Genomic DNA, 15447 nt, shown 5'->3' on the forward strand with positions numbered 1-15447 from the left:
CGGCATGCAGACACGCACACTGGGCCCGCTGTCCGTCCCGGCCATGGGGCTGGGCTGCATGGGGATGAGCGAGTTCTACGGCACAGGGGACCAGGCGGAGGCCGAGCGCACCATCCACCGCGCGCTCGACCTCGGCGTCACCTTCCTCGACACCGCCGACATGTACGGCCCGTTCACCAACGAGCGGCTGGTCGGCACGGCGATCGCCGGGCGCCGCGAGGAGGTGGTGCTGGCCACCAAGTTCGGCAACGAGCGCGGCGAGGACGGCTCCTCCCGGGGCATCAACGGGAGGCCCGACTACGTGCGGCAGGCGTGCGACGCCTCCCTGCAGCGCCTCGGCGTCGACGTCATCGACCTCTACTACCAGCACCGGGTGGACACGACGGTCCCCGTCGAGGACACCTGGGGCGCGCTCCGCGAGCTGGTCGAGGCCGGCAAGATCCGGTACGCGGGCATCTCCGAGGCCGCGCCGGAGACCATCCGCCGCGCGCACGCCGTCCAGCCCGTCGCCGCGGTGCAGACCGAGTACTCGCTGTGGAGCCGCGACCCCGAGGAGAACGGCGTCCTGGCGACGTGCGCGGAGCTCGGCATCGGGTTCGTCGCCTACTCGCCGATCGGCCGGGGCTTCCTGTCCGGGCAGATCCGCAGCGTCGAGGACCTCGCGCCCGACGACTTCCGCCGCCACAACCCGCGGTTCCAGGGCGAGGCGTTCGAGCAGAACCTGCGGCTGGTCGACCGGGTGCGCCAGATCGCCGACGAGAAGGGCGTGACGGCGTCGCAGCTGGCGCTGGCCTGGGTGATGGCGCAGAGCTCGCGGGACGGCGGGCCCTCCGTCGTCCCGATCCCGGGCACCAAGCGGGTGCGCTGGCTGGAGGAGAACGCCGCGGCGGCCGACGTCGCGCTCACCGACGACGACCTGCGCCGCCTCGACGAGGCCGCTCCCGTCGGTGCCGCGGCCGGCGACCGCTACCCCGACATGTCCACCGTGCACCGATGAAGGGCCACCGTGCCCCCCACCGCTCGCCCGCTCGCGGCGGGCCCCTGCACGGGGGCCGTCAGGCGACGGCGGCGCGGGGGGGCACGGGGACGGCGAGGCCGAGGACGTCGGCCACGTGCGCGCGGGCCGCGGCGGCCAGCCGGGCGCCGGTGTCGGCCCATGCGTCGCGGACGTCGCGGGCGGGCCAGCCGGGCGGCTGCAGGGCCGCGGGCAGCAGCGGGTCGCCGGCGAGCACCGCCCGGGTCTCGGCGCGCAGCCGCAGGTGCAGGCCGAGGGCGGCCGGACCGTCGGACGTGCCCGCCCCCCGCAGCCGCTCGAGCACCCGGGTCCAGCCGGCGGCCAGCCGGGGGAGGTCCCAGCAGCGGGCGGCCAGCTCGCGGTCGGTCAGCCGGGGGTCGGCGACCGAGGCGGTCAGCAGGTCGAGCCGGGAGGTCCGCTCACCGGCGAGCTCGGCGCGCACCTCGTCGAGGGCCGAGGAGTGCGGGGAGACCCAGGTGGCCGGGGCGAGCGGGCCGAACCCGGCCCGTGCCAGCCCCCGCCGGACGCGCTCGCGGGCGGTCCGGTCGGTCTCCGGGACGGAGTAGACGACCATCCGCCACTGCCCGTCCCACGGCGCGAGCCGGCGCTCGACCCGCTCCCGCTGCGCGGCGACCGCCTCCCGCAGTCCGGCCGCCGGCACGCACAGCGTCTCCCGTCCGCGGCGCACCGCCGTCAGCCAGCCCGAGCGCCGCAGGGCGGTCACGGCGACCCGGGTGCTGGGCTCGGCGACTCCGCAGGCGGCGAGCAGCTGGACCAGCGCCTGCAGCGGTACCGGGTCACCGGTCACGCCGTCCAGGTGCTCCGCACAGAGGTCGACCAGCAGGTCGCGGACGGTCATGCCCCCCTCACTACCCCGTGTCCGCCGGCTCTGCCCGCAGGCGCGGGATCATGGTCGGCGATGAACGCCACCCTCGCCTGGTCCGCGACGACGGTCGCCGTCCTCGTGGCGCTCGCCGGCCTGGCCTCGACGCTCGCCCGCCGGCGGATCGGCCTGCTGCACCTGGCCGGCGCCGCCGTCCTCGAGGTGCTGCTGGTCGTGCAGGCCGTCGTCGCCACGGTCGCGCTGGCCGGCGGTCAGCGGCCGCCGGAGACGGCGACCTTCGTCGGCTACCTCGCCGGCGTCGTGCTGCTGCCGGTGGCCGGGGTGCTCTGGTCGCGCACCGAGCCCAGCCGCTGGGCGGGCACCGTGCTGGCCGTGACCGGCCTGGTCACCGCTGTGATGATCTGGCGGCTGGTGCAGCTGTGGGAGGCCCCCGGTGCGTGAGCCGGCCGGCACGGCACCCGGCGGGACGGCGGCCGGGCCCGGGCGGGTGCTGGTCGCCGTCTACGCGCTCTTCGCCCTGGCCGCCGGGGCCCGGGCGGCCGTCCAGCTGAGCACCCGCTTCTCCGAGGCGCCGGTCGCCTACCTGCTCTCCGCCCTGGCCGCGGCCGTCTACGTCGTGGCGACCGTGGCGCTGGCGCGCGGCGGACGCCGGGTGGCGCTGGCCGCCATCACCGTGGAACTGGTCGGCGTGCTCGTGGTGGGCACCCTGTCGCTGGCCGACCGCGCGGCCTTCCCCGACGAGACGGTGTGGTCGGCCTACGGCCGCGGCTACGGCTTCGTGCCGCTGGTGCTCCCGGTCCTCGGCCTGCTCTGGCTCCGCCGCACCGCCCGCGCCGCGTCGCACTGAGGAACCGGACCGGGCCGACCCGGGGCGCCCGCACTCCTCAGAAGTCGCCGCCGCCGAAGTCCCCGCCGAAGTCGCCACCGCCGAAGTCCCCGCCGCCGAAGTCGCCGCCGCCTCCGTAGTCGCCGCCGTCGCCGTAGCCGCTGTCGGCACCACCGGCGAAGTCGGCGTTCGGGTCGCCGCCGTAGCCACCGTCGGCCGCCGCGTAGTCACCGCCGCCGTCCCCACCACCGTCACCGGTGTCGGCGCCGTCGGCGTACCCCTCCGCGTAGGCCTCCTCGTCCCCGCCGCCGAAGAGCCCACCGTCGCCCAGGCCGGTGTCGAACAGGGCGTCGGCCACCGCGGTGCCGATGACCAGGCCGCCGACGGTGCCGAGCAGGCTGCCGCCGATCGAGCTGCCGAGGCCGCCCATGCGGGGCCCGTAGCCCCCGCCGTAGCCCCCGCCGTAGCCGTAGCCGCCCCCGCCGTAGCCGCCCCCGCCGTAGCCGGGCCCGTAGCCCCCGCCGCCGTAGCCGGGCCCGTAGCCCCCACCGCCGAAGCCGCCGCCGAAGGCCCGCTCCAGCGTCCCGGGCTGGCGCAGCTCGGCGCGGGTGGCCACCCGGGCGAGGGTGTGCGGGTCGTCGGCCCGGGGCCGCTCGGACGCCGGGACCGCGGCCGCGAGCTGGGTGAGCACCTCCTGCCGCTGCTGCTGGGTGAGCTGGGAGAAGGCCTCGGCGTGCGCCTGCTCGATCTGGTCGGGCGGCGCGGTGCGCAGCAGGTAGCGGTAGCGCTCGATGGCCTGCTGGTCGTCCAGCGGCGCCCGCTGCCGGGCGGCGGGTGGGGGCGGTGGCGACGCGTACCCGTCGTAGCGGGGCTCCGGTGCGCGGCGCCGGCCGAAGAGCCGGTCGAGCAGTCCCATGTCGTCTCCCTCCCGAGATCGTCTCCGGGGGAGTGCCCGCCCGGGCGCGTCGCACACCTGGGCGACACCCGCCGCACCGCCCACCCGCGCGGGTGACCGCCCCGCGGGTGGCCTCCCGGGAGCGGCGGACGCCGGTCCTGCGCCCCTGGTTTAAATTCGTTGTGTGCGACCGGAGACGGAGCGGCCCAGGGGCTCGACGGCTCCTCCCGACCTCCTCGGCTCCCTGCTCGACCCGGCCACCACCGCGGACGGCGTCCCGGCCGCGACCCGGGCGGCCGTGGCCGAGGCCACCTCCCCGGCCGGGGACGGCGACCGGCAGGCCGGTGTCGTGAGTGCCGCCAGCGCCGTCGTCTCCCGCGAGGACGGCCACGCCTCGACGGCCCTGCCGGCCGTGCTCGCCGACGTCCCCGTCGCCGTCCTCCTCATCGACCAGGAATCCGGGTCGGTCACCTACGCCAACACCGCCGCGGTGGAGATGGCCGGCAACGTGCACCTCCCGGTCGACATCGACACCTGGGGCGCCTCCGTCGGGCTCACCGACCTCGCGGGCGCCCCCCTCGCGCGGAGCACCGGCCCGCTGTCGCTGGTGGCGCAGGGGCTGCCGGTCACCGGTGAGGCGGTCCGCCTGTCACCGGCCCGTGCCCGCGACGCCGACGCCGGCGCCGACGGCGGCGACCGGCTGCTGTGGGTCACCGGCTTCCCGCTGTCCCAGCCCCGCAGCACCCAGCAGCTGTCGCTGGTCGTCTTCCTCGAGGTCGAGGGCGTCAGCGGCCGCGGCGACGCGGAGGCCGAGCTGCAGGCGCTGCGCGAGCGGGCCGTCGTCGCCACCGACATCGCCTTCACGATCACCGACCCGCGCCAGCCGGACGACCCGCTGGTCTGGGTCAACCCCTCCTTCACCCGCATCACCGGGTACTCCTACGAGGAGTCGGTGGGCCGCAACTGCCGGTTCCTGCAGGGCCCGGCCACCGATCCGGCCGCCGTCGCCGCGATCCGGACGGCGCTGCACGCCCGCGAGGCGGTGACCGTCACGCTGCTCAACCACCGCCGCGACGGCACCGCCTTCTGGAACCAGCTCTCGATCAGCCCGGTCTTCGACGGGGACGGGGAGCTGGTCAGCTTCGTCGGTGTGCAGACCGACGTCACCGAGCGGGTGCGGGTCGAGTCCGAGCGCGAGGCCGCCTTCGCCGCCGAGCAGGCCGCCCGGCAGGAGGCCGAGCAGGCCCGGGCGATCGCCGAGCGGGCGCAGCGGGGGGCCGAGGAGGCCCAGGGCCGGCTGGCCCTCATGGCCGAGGCGACCAGCTCGCTCATCGCCACGCTCGACGCCGACGACCTGCTCGACCGGCTGGCCAGTCTGTGCGTGCCGACGCTGGCCGACTGGGTGGTGGTGACCGTCGTCGACGAGTCCGGTGACGTGCAGCAGGTGGTCTCCCGCGACCGCGAGCACCTGCGCACCGAGCTGCGCCGCTCCGACGCCGGGCACGCCCTGCGGCTGCCTGTGGGCTCCCCGAGCCAGCGCGCGATCACCGGGTCGCGGACGGTGCTGGTCGAGCGACTGCCCGGCCACCTCGACGACACCATCGCCTCGCCGGTGGCCCGGGAGATCGCCGGACGGCTGGGCGCGGCGTCGGCACTCAGCGCGCCGATGGTCGCGCGCCGCCGCACCCGCGGGGCGATCACCCTCGTGCGCACCTCGCCGCACCGGCCCTTCACCCCGGAGGACGTCGGCCTGGTCGAGGACCTCGCGCAGCGGGCCGCGCTGGTGATGGATAACGTGCGGCTCTACCAGCAGGAGCACGCGGTCGCCGACACGCTGCAGCGCTCCCTGCTGCCGCACCTGCCCGACATCCCCGGGCTCACGGCGGCCGCGCACTACGTCAGCGCCTCGACCGCCACCGACGTCGGCGGGGACTTCTACGACCTGCTGCAGCTGCCCGACGGGTCGGTCGGGATGGTGGTCGGCGACGTCGTGGGCCACGACATCGTGGCCGCGGCGGCGATGGGGCACCTGCGCGGGCTCATCCGCGCCTGCCTGTGGGACGCCCCCGACCCGCACCCCAGCACCGTGCTCACCCGGATCGACCGGCTGGTGCAGGGTCTGCAGGTGGCCCCCCTGGCCACGATGGCCTACCTGCACGCCGTGCCCCCGGCCGAGCCCGGCGGTCCGTGGCGGGCGCGGCTGGCCAACGCCGGGCACCCGCCGCTGCTGCTGCGCTCGCCGGACGGAGCGGTGCGGCCCATCGACGGCGTCACCGGCCTGCTCGTGGGCGTCGACGTCGACGCGCGGCGGACCGCCCTCCCCGTCGACCTGCCGGCCGGGTCGACGGTCCTCGGCTACACCGACGGCCTGGTCGAGACGCCCGGCTCCGACCTCGACCAGGGCATCGCCGCGCTGGTCGAGCGGCTCTCGGCGACGCCGGTCGACGCCTCCCCGCGCGTGCTCTGCGACGCCGCGGTCAGCGGCACCCTCGACGGCCGTGACGACGTCGCGCTGATCGCCGTCCGCTTCGAGTGAGGGCCCCTCTGCCCCCCACCGCTCGCGAGCTCGCGGCGCCCTCAGCAGAGGGGCCGGGAACGACGGCGGGGCTGCGGTCAGGCGCCGCTGTGCTCCGCGAGGCCGTAGCGGCCCCGGTGGAAAAGCAGGGGCCGGCGGTCGGGGTCGGCGCCCAGGTCGAGCACGCGGGCGGCGACGATCGTGTGGTCGCCGCCGTCGTACTCGGCCCACAGCGCGCAGTCGATCCAGGCGACGACGTCGTCGAGGACCGGCGAGCCGTGCGGGCTGGGCCGCCAGGGGACGCCGGCGAACTTGTCGCTGCCCGAGCGGGCGAAGGCCGCCGAGAGCCCCGACTGGTCCTCGGCGAGCACGTTGACGCAGAACCGGCCGATGTCGCGCAGCCGGGGCCAGGTGCTGGAGGTGCGCGCGGGCGCCAGCGCCACCAGCGGCGGGTCGAGCGACAGGGAGCTGAACGACTGGCAGGTGAACCCGATCGGAGCCTCGCCGGTGCTCGCCGTCACCACGGTGACGCCGGAGGCGAAGTGCCCGAGGACGTCGCGCATGACCTGCGGGTCGACCGCCTCGCGCGCCCCGTCGTCGCTCACGCCGGGTTCCCCGCGGCGGCGCGCGGCACCGAGCGGCCCCCGGCCCGGTACAGCGAGCTCGGCAGCTCGTGGCCCACGGCCTGCTCGGTGACCCGCGCCGCGGCCAGCAGTGCGTCGAGGTCGATCCCGGACGTCACGTCGGACTCCTCCAGCCAGTAGACGAGCTCCTCGGTGGCGATGTTGCCGCTGGCGCCGGGCGCGAACGGGCACCCGCCGAGCCCGCCGATCGAGGCGTCGAGCTGGGTCACGCCGGCCTGCACGGCGGCCAGGGCGTTGGCCTGCCCGGTGCCGCGGGTGTCGTGGAAGTGGACGGCCACCGGCGTCCCGGGGCAGGCCCGACGGACGGCGTCGAGCAGCCGCACCACCCGCGCCGGCGTCGTCGTCCCGATGGTGTCGCCGAGGCACAGCGCGTCGGCGCCGGCGGTGACCGCCGCCCGGCAGACGTCGACGGTGCGCGCGATCGGCGTGCGCCCGTCGAACGGGCAGTCCCAGGCCGTGGCGACGACGAGCTCCAGCGAGCCGCCGGCCCCGTGCGCGAGGGCCGCGACCTCCCCGACGCCGGCGAGCGCCTCGGCGGTGGAGCGGCCGGCGTTGGCGCGGCTGTGGCCGTCGGCGGCCGAGACGACCAGCTCGAGGTCGGCCAGGCCGGCGTCGACCGCGCGGACCGCGCCGCGGGGGTTGGCCACCAGCGCCGACCAGTGCACGCCCGGCCACCGGGACAGCTCGGCGGCGACCCGGTCGGCGTCGGCCAGTGCCGGGACCGCCTTCGGCGAGACGAACGAGGTCACCTCGATGCGGCGCACGCCGGTGGCCACCAGCGCCTCCAGCATGGCGAGCTTGGCCTCCAGCGGGACCGGCGCCTCCAGCTGCAGGCCGTCGCGCATGCCCACCTCGCGGACGTCGACGGCCGCCGGGAGCACCAGGTCGAAGTCGGTCGGCACGGCTGTCCTCCTCGTCACCTGCGCGGATCCCCGCGCCCGCTGCCCATCCTGCCCCGACGCCAGGTTCCACGTGGAACCCGAGCGGGAATGGAGGGATGACCGGGGCGCCGTCCCGGGTTCGGGATCATGGGTGGGGGAGGAACGGAGTGGACCGTGTTCGAGAGCGAGGCCGTGGACGTCCTGCCGCCCGCCGATGTCGGCAGCGCCTTCACGAACTCGCCCATGGGCGTCGCCCTGGCCACGCCCAGCGGGGTGGTCCTCGCGGCCAACGACGCCCTGGGTGAGCTGCTCGGCGTCCCCGCGGAGGAGCTGCGGGGCGTGACGCTGTTCGCCTTCACCCACCCCGACGACCTGGCCGGCGCGACGGCCGCCTGCCGCGAACTGCAGGTGAGCCACGGCCGGATGCGGCACGAGTCCCGGATGCGGCGCCCCGACGGTGACACGGTCCCGGTCCAGGTGACGTCGTCGTGGGTGGACGGCGCGGCCGAGGACGGGTCCCCGCACCTGGTGATGGTGGTCGAGGACGTCACCGAGCGGAAGGCGCTGGAGGCGCGGCTGCTCCACCTCTCGGCACACGACCCGCTCACCGGGCTGCCCAACCGGCTGCTGTTCCGCGACCGGCTGCGGCACGCGCTCGAGCGGGGCCACCGCGAGCACACGCCGACCTGCGTGCTGGTGCTCGACCTCGACGGCTTCAAGGCGGTCAACGACGAGCACGGTCACCCCACCGGCGACGCCGTCCTCGTGGCGGTGGCTGAGCGGCTGACCGGCGTGCTGCGCGCCAGCGACACCGCGGCCCGGCTGGGCGGCGACGAGTTCGCCGTCGTCTGCGAGAACACCGAGCGCGCCGACGCCGAGCACCTCGCCGCGCGGCTGCGGGAGGTGCTGCCGCGCACCCTCACCCCCGCCGGGACGACCGTGGAGGTGGGGCTGAGCATCGGCATCGGCTCGATCGACGGCGGGAGCGACCCCGAGCACGCGCAGGACGCGGTGGTCCGCGAGGCCGACGCGGCGATGTACGCCGACAAGGCCCGCCGCCGGTGAGGTCCACCGGCCGCCGACCCCGGCCGGGTCAGCGGCCGGTGAACGTCCAGCTGACCGTGGCCGGCAGGCGCGCGAACACCGCGGTGAGCACCGGCAGCGGCAGGGCGGCGGCCAGGAAGAACAGGGACACCGGGGCCGTCAGGCCACCGGTGACGAAGCCGAGCACCGCCGCGGTCAGCGCCGCCCCGGGCCGGCCGGGCCCGTCGGGCCACGAGGGCGGGCCCGCGGGGCCGCCCCGGCCCGGTCCGGCTCGGTGTCCGGGTGGCAGGCCGTACCCGGGCGGGGGCGCGTACCCGGACGGCGGCCCGTACGGCTGCCGGCGACCCCGTCACCGGGCCGTGTGGCTCGCCCGGACGGGTCAGTCCCGGTCCGGGCCGGACCCGCCGTCCCAGCGGCCGACGACGTCGGTGAAGGCGGCCGCGGCCTGCTCCAGCTCGGCGAGCTCGACGTACTCGTCCCGCGCGTGCATCACCGCGGGCGTACCCGGGCCCCAGACGACGACCGGGGCGCCGCCGACCACCCGGACCAGCACCGAGGCGTCGGTGAAGTAGGTGGCCGGCGTGGTGAGGACCGGCGCGGGCAGGGTGGCCACCCACGGGTCGTCGGCCGGCGTCCCGACCGGCGGGAGGTCCACGCGCACCTCGACGTCGGCCACCTCCGGCTGCGCGCGCCACCACGACAGCAGGTCGCCGCCCTCGGTGACCGTGCGCATGTCGACGACCACCTCGGCGCGGTCGGGGACGACGTTGGGGACCGTGCCGCCGGAGACGACGCCGGGGTTCCAGGTCTCGGTGCCGAGGAACGGGTGGGTGCGGAAGGGCAGGGCGGAGCCGGCCCGGGCGAGGACGGCGGCCAGGTCGAGCACCGCGTTGTGCCCGCGCTCGGGGGTGCTGCCGTGCGCGGCCCGCCCGGCGGTGCGGACGGCGAGCCACAGGGCGCCCTTGTGGCCGAGCACGACCTGGTTGCCGGTGGCCTCGGGGACGACCACCGCACCGACCGGCAGGTCGGCCACGGCGGCCGCGGCCGCGGCGGCGCCCCTCGACCCGACCTCCTCGTCGCTAGTGAGCAGCAGGGCGACCGGCGTCTGCGGGTCGGCGGCCGCGAGGGCGGCGACGGCGGCGACCACCCCGGCCTTCATGTCGCTGCCGCCGCGCCCCCAGACCCGGCCCCCGTCGAGCTCGGCGCCGAAGGGGTCCCTCGCCCACGCGCCGGCGTCGGGCACCGGGACGGTGTCGACGTGGCAGGCCAGCAGCAGCTGCCCCCGGCCGGGGTCGGCGGGTGTCCGCAGCAGCCGCCACGGGTGGTCGGGGTCGCGGCCCTCGGTGACCAGCAGGTGCGGGGACCGCCCCTGCAGCACCTCGGTGAGGACGCCGAGGAGGTCCTGCTGGGCCGCGGCGTCGCCGGAGACGGTGGTGCGGCCGACCAGCTCGCGCACCAGGGCGGTCGTGTCCAGGGCAGGTCCGGCGGTCGTCATCCCCCGATCGTGCTCCGGCACCCCGGAGGCGGCACGCGGGCGACTCCCCGGGCGCCCGCCCGGCTCAGCCGCCGAGCGCGGCGCCAACGACGGCGCGAGCCTCCTCCTGCACGCGGGCGAGGTGGTCGGGGCCCTTGAACGACTCGGCGTAGACCTTGTAGACGTCCTCGGTGCCCGAGGGCCGGGCGGCGAACCAGGCGTTCTCGGTGACCACCTTGAGGCCGCCGAGCGAGGCCCCGTTGCCCGGCGCCTCGGTCAGCTTCGCGGTGATCGGCTCGCCGGCCAGCTCGGTGGCGCTGACGTCGGACGGCGACAGCTTGCCCAGCGCCGCCTTCTCCGCTCGCGTCGCCGGGGCGTCGACCCGGGCGTAGGCCGACTCCCCGTACCGCGCGACCAGCTCGGCGTGCAGCTGCGCCGGCGAGCTGCCGGTGACCGCCTGGATCTCGCTGGCCAGCAGGGCTAGCAGGACGCCGTCCTTGTCCGTCGTCCACACCGCGCCGTCGCGACGCAGGAACGACGCCCCGGCCGACTCCTCGCCGCCGAAGCCCACCGTGCCGTCGAGCAGGCCGGGCACGAACCACTTGAAGCCGACCGGCACCTCCACCAGGCGCCGGCCCAGCCCCTCGACGACGCGGTCGATGAGCGAGGAGGACACCAGCGTCTTGCCGACGGCGACGTCGGCGCCCCACTGCGGCCGGTGCGCGAAGAGGTAGGAGATGGCGACGGCGAGGAAGTGGTTGGGGTTCATCAGCCCGGCGTCGGGGGTGACGATGCCGTGCCGGTCGGCGTCGGCGTCGTTGCCGGTGGCGACCTGGAACTCCTCACGGCGACCGATCAGCGAGGCCATCGCCGACGGCGACGAGCAGTCCATCCGGATCTTGCCGTCCCAGTCCAGCGTCATGAACCGCCACGTGGGGTCGACCAGCGGGTTCACCACGGTGAGGTCGAGGCGGTGCCGCTCGGCGATCGCCGCCCAGTAGTCCACCGACGCGCCGCCCAGCGGGTCGGCGCCGATCCGCACGCCGGCGTCGCGGACGGCGTCGAGGTCGAGCACGGCCGGCAGGTCGTCGACGTAGGTGCCCACGAAGTCGTACCGCTGCGCCGCGGCGTGCGCCCGGGGGAACGGCACCCGCCGGACGCCGTCGAGCCCCGCCGCGAGCAGCTCGTTGGCCCGGTCGGCGATGACCGTCGTGGCGTCGGTGTCGGCCGGGCCGCCCGAGGGCGGGTTGTACTTGAACCCGCCGTCGCGGGGCGGGTTGTGCGACGGGGTGACGACGATGCCGTCGGCCAGCCCCGTGGAACGCCCGCGGTTGGCGGTGAGGATCGCGTGGCTGACCGCCGGGGTGGGCGTGTACCGGCCGGCGGCGTCGACGAGCACGGTGACGTCGTTGGCGGCCAGCACCTCCAGCGCGCTGGCCCAGGCCGGCTCGGACAGCGCGTGGGTGTCGCGGCCGAGGAACAGCGGGCCGTCGTACCCCTGCTGCGCCCGGTACTCGCAGATGGCCTGCGTGGTGGCCAGGATGTGCGCCTCGTTGAACGCGGTGTCGAACGAGGACCCCCGGTGCCCGGAGGTCCCGAACGACACCCGCTGCCCGGCGTCGGCCGGGTCGGGCACCAGCGTGTAGTAGGCGGTCACCAGCGAGGCGACGTCGACCAGGTCGGCGGGGGTCGCGGGCTGGCCGGCACGGGGATCGGTCACGGCGTCGATCCTGGCCCGGCACCACCGCGGGTGGCGACCCGGGCCTCACCCCACCCGGGCGGTGGACCGGCGCACCCGCAGGCCGTCGAGCAGCAGCCCGGTGGCCAGCGCGGCGCCGGCGCCCTCCCCGGCCCGCAGCCGCAGGTCCAGCAGCGGCTCCAGCCCCAGCGCCTGCAGCACCAGGTCGTGCCCGCGCTCGCGGCTGCGCTGCCCGGCGACCAGGCAGGCCTGGGCCCCGGGTTCGAGCAGGACGGCGGCCAGCGCGGCCACCGAGACGGCGAACCCGTCGAGCACCACGGCGGTGCCGGCCCCCGCGGCGCCGAGCACCACACCGGCGAGCACGGCCAGCTCCGGGCCGCCGAGCTCGGCGAGCGCGCGGGCGGGGTCCAGCCCGCCGCCGGCGCGGGCCACGGCGGCGGCGACCACGGCGCGCTTGCGCTCGAGCACGTCGCTGTCGGCGCCCGCGCCGAGGCCGGTCACCTCCGCGGGGTCGGCGCCGAGCAGCCCGGCGGTCAGCGCCGCGGCGACGGTGGTGTTGCCGACGCCGGCCTCGCCGAGGGCGGTGAGCCCGGGCTGGGCGGCGCCCAGGGCCCGCCCGGCGTCCAGCAGCCGTGTCACGTCGGCCGCGGTCAGGGCGGGGGAGGAGGCGAGGTCGCCGCGGGGGCCGGCCGGGCGGGCGTCGACCGCGCCGGGCAGCGGGTCGCCGGCCACCCCAGCGTCGACGACGACGGTCGCCAGCCCGGCCGCGGCGGCGGCGGTCGCGCCCACCGACACCCCGGCCAGCGCCGCGCGGGCGACGTCGCGGGTGACCCGGACCTCGTAGGCGGAGACGCCGAGCCCGGCGACCGGGTGGTCGGCGGCGGCGAGGACGAGCGTGCCGCCGGTGACCCCGCCCCGGCCCAGGGCCACGACCCGGTCCACCGCGCGGTCGAGGACGCCGAGGGAGCCCGGCGGGGTGAGCAGCCGGTCGGCCTGGTCGCGGGTGCCCACGACCGCCTCGCGGCCGGGCGCGCGCAGGTGCGACGGGGGAGCGGCCGGGCCGCCGTCGTCGGCCGGCCAGCGGTCCTCGACGACGACGGCCGACAGCGGCAGCCGCCGCGACCAGCCGGCCCGCTCCAGGCCGGGCGCGGGCGGGCGCTCGTCGGGCCAGCCCAGGCACAGCCAGCCGAGCGTGGCCACGCCCTCGGGCAGGCCGACCAGCCCGGCGAGCTCCTCGGGGCGGAACAGCGTCACCCAGCCCATGCCCAGGCCCTCGGCGCGGGCGGCCAGCCACAGGTTCTGGATCGCCGCCGCGCAGCTCCACAGGTCGGCGTCGGGGAACGTGGCCCGCCCGAGCACGCCGGCCGCCGCCGTCCGCCGGTCGCAGCAGACGACGATCCCCAGGGGCGCCTCGCGCACGCCCTCGAGCTGCAGGTCCAGCAGCCGGCGGGCCGCGTCGGGCTCGAGCTGCGCGGCCTGCCGCAGCCGCTCGCGGTCGGTGAGGACGGCGGCCCGGTCGCGCGTGGCGGGGTCGCGGACGACGACGAAGCGCCACGGCTGGCTGTGCCCGACCGACGGCGCGGCGTGCCCGGCGGCCAGCACCCGCTGCAGGACGTCGTCGGGCACCGGGTCGGGGCGGTAGCGGCGGACGTCGCGGCGGGCGGCGACCACGGCGTAGAGGCCGTCCCGGGCCTGGGGCATGGCCCAGCCGGCGGGGTCTCCGGCGCGCTGCGCCGCCGAGGTCGCGTCACCGACCAGCGGCACCGGCCGCGGCCACCCGGGGGAGGGCGCCGTCATCGGCTCTCCTCCCGTCCGCCGCTGGAACCGGGCCCGGCTCCGGGCCGGGCCGGGGACCGACTCTAGCCAGGGACCCGGGAACGCCGACGGGCGCCGCGGACCTCCCCGTGGATGGTCCGCGACGCCCGTCGTCCCCGCCGCCGCCCGCCGCCGGGCACGTCCGCGGATGTGCCCGGCGGTCGGGTCAGTAGCGGAAGCGCTGCACCAGCTCCTGCAGCCCGCCGGACATGCGGGCCAGCTCCTCGGCCGCCGTGCGGGTGCGTGCGACGCCGGCGGCGGTGGCCGACGCGGCCTGGGCGACGCCGCTGATCGTCCCGGCGATGCGGCCGCTGCCGGTGGCGGCCTCGGCGACGCTGCGGTTCATCTCGGCCGTCGTCGCGCCCTGCTCCTCCACCGCCGAGGCGATGGTGAGCTGGAAGTCGTTGATCTGGCCGATGATCGCGGCGATCCCGCTGATCGCGGTGGTCGCGCCGGCGGTGTCGGCCTGGATGGCGTCGACCCGGCGGGCGATGTCCTCGGTGGCCTTCGCCGTCTCCTGGGCCAGCTCCTTGACCTCGTTGGCGACGACCGCGAAGCCCTTGCCGGCCTCACCGGCGCGGGCGGCCTCGATGGTGGCGTTGAGGGCCAGCAGGTTGGTCTGCTCGGCGATCGAGGTGATGGTCTTGACGACCTCGCCGATCTGCTGGGAGGAGGCGCCCAGCTTGGCGACGGTCCGGGTGGTCTGCTCGGCGGCCTGGACGGCGGACCCGGCGACGCGGGCGGCCTCGGAGGCGTTCTGGGCGATCTCGTTGATGGAGGCGCCCATCTCCTCCGACCCGGAGGCGACGGTCCGCACGTTGGAGGAGATCTGCTCGGCGGCCGCGGCGACGGCCCCGGCCTGGGCCGCGGCCTCCTCGGCGCTGCCGGCGATGACCTCCGAGGAGCCGCTGAGGCGCGGGCGGCGGTGGCGAGGGCGGCGGCGGACTCGGCCGTCGAGGCGACGGTGGTGCGCAGGCTCTGCGCGGCCTCGTTGAGGGCGCCGGCCATCTGGCCGACCTCGTCGCTGCCGGAGACCTCCACCCGGGTGGTGAGGTCACCGGCGGCCATCGCGACCAGGCCGTCGCGGACGGCGGTCACCGGGCGGACGACGAGCCGGGCGACGAACCAGCCCAGCGCCAGGGCGGCGGCCAGGCCGAGGCCCAGGACCACCCAGACCCGCGTGCGGGCGTGCTCGTAGGTGGCCTGCGCGTCGGCGATGGTGGCGGCGTTGGCCCGCTCGGCCTCCTCCAGCCGGGTCAGCGCCTCGTTGAGGGCGACGGCCGCGGGCTTGACCTGGGTGGTCCGCAGGGTCAGGAAGTCCTGCATCCGGCCGGGGGTGTGGGCCAGGACGAGCAGGTCGCCGCCGACGATCTGCTCGTAGGTCTGCCACGACTCGGTGAGGACGTCGACGTCCTCCCGCTGGGCGTCGGTCAGGGTGCTGCCGCCGGCGTAGGCGGCCACGGCGGCGTCCATGGTCTCGACGTCGGCGAGGTAGGCCTGGTGCTCGACGTCCTCGGCGCCCTTGGGCAGCACCTCGTCGGCGAGGGCGTCGACCCGCGTCTGTAGGAAGGCCCGCCGGATCTCGGCCAGCTGCACCGACGGCACGAGCGCCTCGTCGTGCACCTGCTCACTGCGCTCGGCGAGCGCGGCCAGCTGCGTCAGGGCGAGCAGCCCGACGACGAGCGCCACGACGCAGGCCACGGCGACGGCGGTGAGCACCTTGACGCGCAGCGGCAGGGAGAGCAGGACGGAGGAGGCGGACAGCCGCACGGGGCACCTTGGGAGCGGGATGACA

14 protein-coding genes and 1 pseudogene are annotated in these 15447 nt (G+C 77.1%); 5 read left to right on the forward strand and 10 right to left on the reverse strand.

The window, feature by feature from the left end:
- The first annotated feature begins 4 nt into the window (after nt 1-4).
- Nucleotides 5-997: an aldo/keto reductase gene (locus ACU616_RS07825; protein WP_446757910.1), complete on the forward strand. Its 993-nt coding sequence runs from the start codon at nt 5-7 to the stop codon at nt 995-997.
- A gap of 58 nt (nt 998-1055) precedes the next feature.
- On the opposite strand, the gene ACU616_RS07830 is transcribed toward ACU616_RS07825, so the two are convergent.
- Nucleotides 1056-1874 (reverse strand): PaaX family transcriptional regulator C-terminal domain-containing protein, encoded by an 819-nt coding sequence (locus ACU616_RS07830; RefSeq protein WP_446757911.1) that lies wholly within the window; start codon nt 1872-1874, stop codon nt 1056-1058.
- 60 nt (nt 1875-1934) lie between these two features.
- On the opposite strand from ACU616_RS07830, the gene ACU616_RS07835 reads away from it, so the two are divergent.
- Nucleotides 1935-2300 carry a hypothetical protein gene (locus ACU616_RS07835; protein WP_446757912.1) on the forward strand — a complete coding sequence of 122 codons (366 nt, stop codon included), beginning with the start codon at nt 1935-1937 and terminating at the stop codon, nt 2298-2300.
- Nucleotides 2293-2706 carry a hypothetical protein gene (locus ACU616_RS07840; RefSeq protein WP_446757913.1) on the forward strand — a complete coding sequence of 138 codons (414 nt, stop codon included), beginning with the start codon at nt 2293-2295 and terminating at the stop codon, nt 2704-2706. The genes ACU616_RS07835 and ACU616_RS07840 overlap by 8 nt, the downstream gene beginning before the upstream one ends.
- A gap of 37 nt (nt 2707-2743) precedes the next feature.
- On the opposite strand, the gene ACU616_RS07845 is transcribed toward ACU616_RS07840, so the two are convergent.
- Complete coding sequence (locus ACU616_RS07845) at nt 2744-3601, reverse strand: hypothetical protein (RefSeq protein WP_446757914.1); 858 nt, start codon at nt 3599-3601, stop codon at nt 2744-2746.
- Nucleotides 3602-3764: 163 nt separating this feature from the next.
- Here ACU616_RS07845 and ACU616_RS07850 point away from each other — a divergent pair, with 163 nt between their 5' ends.
- A complete protein-coding gene (locus tag ACU616_RS07850; protein WP_446757915.1) occupies nt 3765-6116 on the forward strand; it encodes a SpoIIE family protein phosphatase in 2352 nt (783 codons plus the stop codon).
- Between the two features lie 77 nt (nt 6117-6193).
- Here the strand turns inward: ACU616_RS07850 and ACU616_RS07855 are convergent, their stop codons facing one another.
- Both ACU616_RS07855 and ACU616_RS07860 read right to left on the reverse strand, forming a co-directional pair.
- A complete protein-coding gene (locus ACU616_RS07855) occupies nt 6194-6700 on the reverse strand; it encodes a flavin reductase family protein (RefSeq protein WP_446757916.1) in 507 nt (168 codons plus the stop codon).
- The gene (locus ACU616_RS07860; protein ID WP_446757917.1) at nt 6697-7641 is read right to left on the reverse strand and encodes a hydroxymethylglutaryl-CoA lyase; all 945 of its coding nucleotides are present in this window, start codon (nt 7639-7641) and stop codon (nt 6697-6699) included. The genes ACU616_RS07855 and ACU616_RS07860 overlap by 4 nt, the downstream gene beginning before the upstream one ends.
- Before the next feature lie 153 nt (nt 7642-7794).
- Here ACU616_RS07860 and ACU616_RS07865 point away from each other — a divergent pair, with 153 nt between their 5' ends.
- Nucleotides 7795-8685: a diguanylate cyclase domain-containing protein gene (locus tag ACU616_RS07865; protein ID WP_446757918.1), complete on the forward strand. Its 891-nt coding sequence runs from the start codon at nt 7795-7797 to the stop codon at nt 8683-8685.
- 28 nt (nt 8686-8713) lie between these two features.
- Here ACU616_RS07865 and ACU616_RS07870 read toward each other — a convergent pair whose 3' ends face one another.
- The 6 genes and pseudogenes from ACU616_RS07870 to ACU616_RS07895 all read right to left on the reverse strand — a co-directional run.
- Entirely contained in the window at nt 8714-8851 is a 138-nt protein-coding gene (locus tag ACU616_RS07870) for a hypothetical protein (RefSeq protein WP_446757919.1), read from the reverse strand.
- A 192-nt stretch (nt 8852-9043) separates the two neighbouring features.
- On the reverse strand, nt 9044-10159 hold the full coding sequence (locus ACU616_RS07875) for a M20 family metallopeptidase (RefSeq protein WP_446757920.1): 1116 nt from the start codon (nt 10157-10159) through the stop codon (nt 9044-9046).
- Between the two features lie 64 nt (nt 10160-10223).
- The gene (gene pgm / locus ACU616_RS07880; protein ID WP_446757921.1) at nt 10224-11858 is read right to left on the reverse strand and encodes a phosphoglucomutase (alpha-D-glucose-1,6-bisphosphate-dependent); all 1635 of its coding nucleotides are present in this window, start codon (nt 11856-11858) and stop codon (nt 10224-10226) included.
- 45 nt (nt 11859-11903) lie between these two features.
- Nucleotides 11904-13634, reverse strand: a complete 1731-nt coding sequence (gene bluB, locus ACU616_RS07885) for a 5,6-dimethylbenzimidazole synthase (RefSeq protein WP_446757922.1) — start codon at nt 13632-13634, stop codon at nt 11904-11906.
- Between the two features lie 184 nt (nt 13635-13818).
- Nucleotides 13819-14439: a methyl-accepting chemotaxis protein gene (locus tag ACU616_RS07890; protein ID WP_446757923.1), complete on the reverse strand. Its 621-nt coding sequence runs from the start codon at nt 14437-14439 to the stop codon at nt 13819-13821.
- A 242-nt stretch (nt 14440-14681) separates the two neighbouring features.
- Nucleotides 14682-15422: pseudogene (locus ACU616_RS07895) on the reverse strand (MCP four helix bundle domain-containing protein); the annotation flags it as partial.
- Nucleotides 15423-15447 lie beyond the last annotated feature (25 nt).

It is taken from the genome of Geodermatophilus sp. URMC 62 (genome assembly GCF_052931475.1).

Excerpts from the sequence above, each read along its gene's own strand:
- ACU616_RS07825 (WP_446757910.1), top strand. The coding sequence starts at position 5 with ATGCAGACACGCACACTGGGCCCGCTGTCCGTCCCGGCCATGGGGCTG.
- ACU616_RS07830 (WP_446757911.1), bottom strand. The coding sequence starts at position 1,874 with ATGACCGTCCGCGACCTGCTGGTCGACCTCTGTGCGGAGCACCTGGAC.
- ACU616_RS07835 (WP_446757912.1), top strand. The coding sequence starts at position 1,935 with ATGAACGCCACCCTCGCCTGGTCCGCGACGACGGTCGCCGTCCTCGTG.
- ACU616_RS07845 (WP_446757914.1), bottom strand. The coding sequence starts at position 3,601 with ATGGGACTGCTCGACCGGCTCTTCGGCCGGCGCCGCGCACCGGAGCCC.
- ACU616_RS07875 (WP_446757920.1), bottom strand. The coding sequence starts at position 10,159 with ATGACGACCGCCGGACCTGCCCTGGACACGACCGCCCTGGTGCGCGAG.
- bluB (WP_446757922.1), bottom strand. The coding sequence starts at position 13,634 with ATGACGGCGCCCTCCCCCGGGTGGCCGCGGCCGGTGCCGCTGGTCGGT.
- ACU616_RS07890 (WP_446757923.1), bottom strand. The coding sequence starts at position 14,439 with ATGGGCGCCTCCATCAACGAGATCGCCCAGAACGCCTCCGAGGCCGCC.